Genomic DNA, 5,916 nt, shown 5'->3' with positions numbered 1-5,916 from the left:
GGGGCACGCGCAGCCGCACGCCGGCCGCGTCGCACCGCTCCTGGGCGAGCGCGCGCAGCCGCGAGTTGGCCGCCACGCCGCCGCCGATCAGCAGATCGTGCACGTCGTACTTCTTGCACGCCTGCAGCGCCTTGCGGGTCAGCACGTCGACCACGGCCTCCTGGAACGAGGCCGCCACGTCGGGAACGTGGATGATCTCGCCGGCCGCCTGCCGCGCCTCCACCCAGCGGGCCACCGCCGTCTTGAGTCCGGAGAAGGAGAAGTCGAGCGTGCCGTCGTCGATCTTGCCTCGCGGGAAGGAGATCGCCGTGCCGGAGCCGGAGGTCGCGGCCCGGTCGATGTGGGGGCCGCCGGGGAAGGGCAGGCCGAGCACCCGGGCCACCTTGTCGAACGCCTCCCCGGCCGCGTCGTCGACCGTGGCGCCGAGCGAGATCACGTCCTGGGCGACGTCGGGCACGAGCAGCAGCGAGGAGTGGCCGCCCGACACGAGCAGGGCGATGCAGGGTTTGGGCAGCGGCCCGTGTTCGAGCTGGTCGACGGCCACGTGGGCGGCGAGGTGGTTGACGCCGTAGAGCGGCACGCCGAGGCCGAGCGCGTAGGCCTTGGCGGCGGCGACGCCCACCAGCAGCGCCCCGGCCAGGCCGGGACCGGCCGTCACGGCGACGGCGTCCACGTCGGAGAACTTCAGGCCCGCCTGCGCCAGCGCCGCCTCCACGGTCGGCGTCATCGCCTCCAGGTGGGCCCGCGAGGCCACCTCGGGCACCACGCCGCCGAAGCGGGCGTGCTCGTCCATGCTGGAGGCGATCGTGTTGGCCAGCAGCGTGTGTCCCCGGACGATGCCGACCCCGGTCTCGTCGCAGGAGGTCTCGATGCCCAGGACCAGAGGTGCGTCAGCCATCCAGCTTCTTCCTCATCATGATCGCGTCGGTGCCGTCGTCGTAGTAGCGGCGGCGGATGCCGATCTCCTCGAACCCGAAATGCTCGTACACGGCGCGCGCCTGCGGGTTGTCGGAGCGGACCTCCAGGAAGACCTCGCGCGCCCCCCTGCTGCGGGCCTCCCGCAGCAGCTCGGAGAGCAGCGCGCCGCCGATGCCGGTGCCCTGGTGGGCCTCCAGTACGGCGATGGTCTGCACGTCCGCCTGGTCGGCCGCGGCGGCGAGGCCGGCGTAGCCGACGACGACGCCGCCGAGGATCGCCACCACGTAGTGCCTGGTGCGCGGCTGCTCGGCCAGCTCGCCGCGCATCATGCCCTCGCTCCACGCGTCGAGCGGGAACATGGACCGCTCGATCGCCATGACCACCGGCAGGTCGGCCTCGGTCATCTGCCGGAGTCTCACGCCGTCACCCGCTTGGGCGCGCCTGGCGCCACGGCGTCGGGCCGCCGCAGGTAGATCGGGCGGGGCAGGTCGAGCGGCGTGCCCGCGGCCAGGCGCTCGACCGCCAGGGCGGCCAGCGAACCCGCGTACGGATAGGGCGGAGCGGTGGACTCCCCGAGATCGGCGGGATAGAGCGCGGCCCCGGCCCCCACCACGGGACGCCCCTCCACCGGGACGTCGGCGGGCCGGTCGACGAACGGCCCGTCGATCCTGGTGCGCAGGTCGGCGTACGGGGCCCAGAACACCTCCTTGCGCCGCGCGTCCGTGGCGGCGATGAAGGGCTCGGTCAGCCCGCTGCCGTAGGCGACGGCGTCGAGCGTGCAGATGCCGTACGCCGGAACGCCCAGCGTGGTGGCGAGCGCCTGCGCGGTCATCAGCCCCACGCGCAACCCCGTGTAGGGGCCGGGGCCGCTGCCCGCGACGACGGCCGTGAGATCGCGCAGCGAGGCGCCCGCCTCTCGCAGCACGGTCTCGATGGTGGGGGCGAGCAGCTCACCGTGGCGCCGGGCGTCGATCGTCGTCGACTCGGCGAGCACCCGCCCGCCGTCGTGGAGGGCGGCGGTCACGGCGGGAGTCGCGGTATCAAAGGCGAGGACCAGCACGACTGATTAGCCTACCCGCCACGCACGTCAGGCCCGGCCCAGTGCGGCGAGGCCGGGTCAGTACCAGGGGGGCGAGTGGCCACGTCCTAGACCGCCCGGGTGGCGTGCCGTCCCCTGAGGTAGCGTGACCACGCATCCCGCCGTCGTGGAGGGCGGCGGAACGGCGGGCGGTCGTCAGACGCGGGAGGCGTAGACGATGACGTTGTCGAGATACTCGCCCTTGGCGCGGTCGAACGTTCCGCCGCAGGTGACCAGCTTGAGCCCGTCGTCCACGTACACGCGCCGCAGCGGGAAGCGGTCCTTGTGCACCTGCTCGACCGAGACGACCTTGTACCTGGCGACCTTGCCGTCGCTCCGCCCGACCTTGACGATCTCTCCTTTGCGGACCTGCCTCAGCTTGTAGAAGACGGCGGGCGCGGTCTTGGTGTCGACGTGGCCCACGATCACCGAGGCGCCCTTGTCGCCGGGCACCGCGCTGCCGGTGAACCAGCCGGCCACCTTGGGCTTCTCGTACGGGGGCAACTCGACCTCGCCGTCCTTGGAGAGGCCGAGCTTCATCAGCGGTGCCTCGAGGTCGATCGACGGGATGTCGATGCTCTCGGGCACGACCTTCTGGAGGGGGCCGGCGCCCATCTGGGTGCGGCCGAACATCACGAGCAGCAACCCCGTGGCGGCCCCCGCGAGCACCACCCGTCCCGCACGGGCCATCGCTAGGCCCGGCTGCGGCGCCTGAGCGCGATCCCGACGCCGGCGACGAGGGCCACGCCGAGCACCACCCCGGCGGGGCCGAGCGGCAGCGACGAATCGTCATCCGCGGCCTGACCGAACGTGCCGCCGCCGCCCGCCCGCGGAGCCTTGGTGGGCACGTGGCTGGGCAGCGGCTCCGGCCTGCTGACGCGCAGGGTGGCCCGGCCGGTGTCGTTGGTGCCGTCGCACTTGACGTCCACGCGGTAGGTGCCGCGCGCGACTGTGCCGGACACCTGCGCCTCGCCGCGCACCCAGGGCGTGGCCGGCGCGCCGGTGGAGTTGGGGGAGGCCGAGGAGGGCGGCGCGGGGTTGAGCGTGACGCCGCTGACGAACGCCCTGGAGGTGGCGGTGCCGGTGTGGGCCGGGCCGCCCGTGGGGACCGGGCAGTTGGCCAGGATCCACACGCGCGACGTCTCGCCGGCGGTGACCTTGTCGGGGTTGAGCTGGACGTTGATGCGGGCCCTGGTGACCGTCGCGGTGGGCGACGCCGTCGTGGTGGGGGTGGTGGTGGTCGTGGGTGTCGGTGTGGGTTCGGAATCCGCCTGGGCCGAGCAGCCCAGGGCGCCGATCATGAGGATGGCTCCCGCGCACGCGACGCGTCTGACCCTGAGCACCAGCGCACCCCACTTCGCCGTCTTGCACCAAGCATCCACCAAGTTTGGGGATGCTGCCCCTCCTGATACCCAGAAAATCTGGGGGAATCCACAGCCAACGATCATGATTTCCGTCATTGGCGAGATACGTCAAGGGTGACAGCTTTGCCCGGCGAGGGCGGGGACTTTACCCTTACCCGCGATCAGGCGGCGTGTCGGACCAGCGCGCCCCCACGCCATGTACGGTGACCAGGCGGGCGTCGTCACCGGTCTCGCGGTCGATGTGGATCTCCAGCCGCTCGTCGGAGAGGCCCTCGACCAGGCCCTCGCCCCACTCGACGACCGTGACCGACTCCTCCAGGGACGCGTCGAGGTCGAGGTCGTCCACCTCCAGGTCGCCGCCGATGCGGTAGGCGTCGACGTGGACCAGCGGCGGGCCCTGGCGCAGCGACGGGTGCACCCTGGCGATCACGAACGTGGGCGAGGTGATCGGGCCGCGCACCTTGAGGCCCTCGGCGATGCCCTGCACGAGGGTCGTCTTCCCGGCTCCGAGCGCGCCCGACAGGACGACGAGATCGCCGGCGCGCAGCCGGGCCGCCAGGCGGGCCCCGTAGGCCCTCGTCTCGTCCGTCGTCGCCAGCCGCTCCGCGTCGGCCCCCACTACAGCTCCACTCGCTTGATCAGGTCGCGAAGCGCGTCGTTGACCACGCCGGGACGCTCCAGTTGGAGCAGATGGGACGTGTCGGGCACCTCGGTGAGCTGCGCCTTGGGCAGCGCGGCGGCGATCGCCCTGCTGTGGTCGGGCGGCGTCAGCCAGTCCCTGTCGCCCACCATGATCGCGGTCGGCACGGGGTCGAGGACGTGCAGCGCCGACAGCTTGTCGTGGTTCATCAGCGCGGGGTAGAAGTCGGCGACCACCTCGGTCGGCGTCGCCCTGATCATCGACTCGGCGAAGTCGACGAGCGTCGGACTGACGTTCCTGGAGTCGCCGAAGCCCGCGTAGCGGGTGATGAGGAAGGCGATGTCGCTGCCCGCGCGGCGGGTGCGGTCGACCAGCGATCCCCTGCGCCCGAGCATGGAGACCGTTGACGGGGCGACCTTGTGCACCACCTTCGACACCAGGGCCGGCAGGCCGAGCGTGATCTGGCCCAGCTTGCCGGCCGACGTGCCGATGAGCGCCACGCCCCTGATCCGGTCGCCGAACAGCTCGGGACGGCGGTCGGCGAGCGCCATGATCGTCATGCCGCCCATGGAGTGGCCGACCAGGACGCACGGCCCCGGCACGAAGTGCTCGATCACCTCGGCCAGGTCGGCGCCCAGCCGGTCGATCGTGCAGTCCTCGGCGGTGGCGCGCTGGGAGCGGCCGTGGGAGCGCTGGTCCCAGAGCACCACGCGGTGGGTGTCACGCAGGTCCTTGCGCTGGTAGTGCCACGACTCGAGGCTGAGGCAGTAGCCGTGGCAGAACACGATCGTCAGCGGCGCGTCGTCGGGGCCGTCGAGCTCGACGTGCAGGTCAACGCCGTCGGAGGCGATGAACCTGCGCTCCCTGCCCCGAAGCTCGCCGAACGGCTCGTCGGCGTCGGCGTCGGGGCGCAACCTGATGCGGCCCACCGCGTAGCGCTTGGCCAGCGCCGCCCCCGCGACGCCCGCCGACGCGGCGCCGACGAGGGCGCCGGCGATGCCGAACCTACGCCGTGTTGTCGTCGTCATGTCCCCGACCCTTCTCCGCTCATGGACCCGGCCGCTCCCCCTGACGGTCGCGGTCGCGCCGTGCCGACGGTCGCGACCGCTCCCGGGGGGTGCCCGGAGGTCCTCTACACGTGAACGCGCGGAACCCGCGAACCGATCCTGGTCACGATCTCATGCACGATGGTGCCGAGGTTATCCGCCCACTCCTGAGCGGTCGGCTCGCCCTCCCCACCGGGACCGAACAGCACGACCTCGTCACCCGCCGCCAGCGGGTCGTCACCCATGTCGATCATGAACTGGTCCATGCACACGCGCCCGGCCGCCAGCCTGCGCCGCCCACCGGCCAGCACCTCCACCCGCCCCGTTGCGTGCCGGAAGATGCCGTCAGCGTAGCCGAGGGGGATGAGGCCGAGCGTGGTCTCGCGGTCGGTGACGTAGAGGTGTCCGTAGGACACGCCGGAGCTCGCGGGGACCCTCTTGGCCAGCGCGATCCGCGCGACCAGCGTCATGGCCTGGCGCAGGCCGAAGTCGCCGAGCTCGGGGACGGGGCTGATCCCGTACATCGCGGCGCCGGGCCTGACCATGTCGTAGTGGGCGCGCGGCAGCGTCATGATCGCGGCGGAGTTGGCCATGTGCCTGATGACGTGCGATCCGGCGGCGCCCTCCTTCTCGGCCAGCCTCAGCGCCGCCTCGAACGCGTCGAGCTGCGCCTCGATCGAGGGGTGGCCGGGGATGTCGGAGCAGGCGAAGTGGGACCAGAGCCCGACGATCTCGATCGCGCCCTCGGCCTGCAACGCCATCGCCCTGGCCAGCAGCCCCGGCCACGCGGCGAGCGGCGAACCGCCCCGGCTCATGCCGGTGTCGGCCTCCAGGTGCGTGCGCGCGGGGCGCCCGGTGCGCCGGGCGGCG

At 72.5% G+C, this 5,916-nt stretch carries 8 protein-coding genes; all 8 read right to left on the bottom strand.

Going from position 1 to position 5,916, the window contains the following annotated elements; genetic code table 11:
- On the bottom strand, positions 1-898 hold an 898-nt coding region (gene tsaD, locus DQW85_RS29125; RefSeq protein ID WP_113703056.1), incomplete at its 3' end, for a tRNA (adenosine(37)-N6)-threonylcarbamoyltransferase complex transferase subunit TsaD.
- On the bottom strand, positions 891-1,322 hold the full coding sequence (gene rimI, locus DQW85_RS29120; protein WP_113703055.1) for a ribosomal protein S18-alanine N-acetyltransferase: 432 nt from the start codon (positions 1,320-1,322) through the stop codon (positions 891-893). The genes tsaD and rimI, both read right to left, overlap by 8 nt.
- 11 nt (positions 1,323-1,333) lie before the next feature.
- Complete coding sequence (gene tsaB, locus DQW85_RS29115; RefSeq protein ID WP_113703054.1) at positions 1,334-1,978, bottom strand: tRNA (adenosine(37)-N6)-threonylcarbamoyltransferase complex dimerization subunit type 1 TsaB; 645 nt, start codon at positions 1,976-1,978, stop codon at positions 1,334-1,336.
- A gap of 174 nt (positions 1,979-2,152) precedes the next feature.
- Complete coding sequence (locus DQW85_RS29110; protein WP_113703053.1) at positions 2,153-2,686, bottom strand: class F sortase; 534 nt, start codon at positions 2,684-2,686, stop codon at positions 2,153-2,155.
- 2 nt (positions 2,687-2,688) lie between these two features.
- Positions 2,689-3,339 (bottom strand): hypothetical protein, encoded by a 651-nt coding sequence (locus DQW85_RS29105; RefSeq protein ID WP_162795464.1) that lies wholly within the window; start codon positions 3,337-3,339, stop codon positions 2,689-2,691.
- Positions 3,340-3,511: 172 nt separating this feature from the next.
- Positions 3,512-3,979, bottom strand: coding sequence for a tRNA (adenosine(37)-N6)-threonylcarbamoyltransferase complex ATPase subunit type 1 TsaE (gene tsaE, locus DQW85_RS29100; protein WP_113703051.1), 468 nt, complete (start codon positions 3,977-3,979; stop codon positions 3,512-3,514).
- A complete protein-coding gene (locus tag DQW85_RS29095; RefSeq protein WP_113703050.1) occupies positions 3,979-5,028 on the bottom strand; it encodes an alpha/beta fold hydrolase in 1,050 nt (349 codons plus the stop codon). The genes tsaE and DQW85_RS29095 overlap by 1 nt, the downstream gene beginning before the upstream one ends.
- A 104-nt stretch (positions 5,029-5,132) precedes the next feature.
- Positions 5,133-5,916, bottom strand: a 784-nt coding sequence (gene alr, locus DQW85_RS29090; protein WP_113703049.1) for an alanine racemase, incomplete at its 5' end; no start/stop codon positions are given.

It is taken from the genome of Nonomuraea lactucae (assembly GCF_003313395.1).
GTDB classification, from domain to species: Bacteria; Actinomycetota; Actinomycetes; order Streptosporangiales; family Streptosporangiaceae; genus Nonomuraea; species Nonomuraea lactucae.
This window is presented reverse-complemented; position numbering and strand designations above follow the sequence as displayed.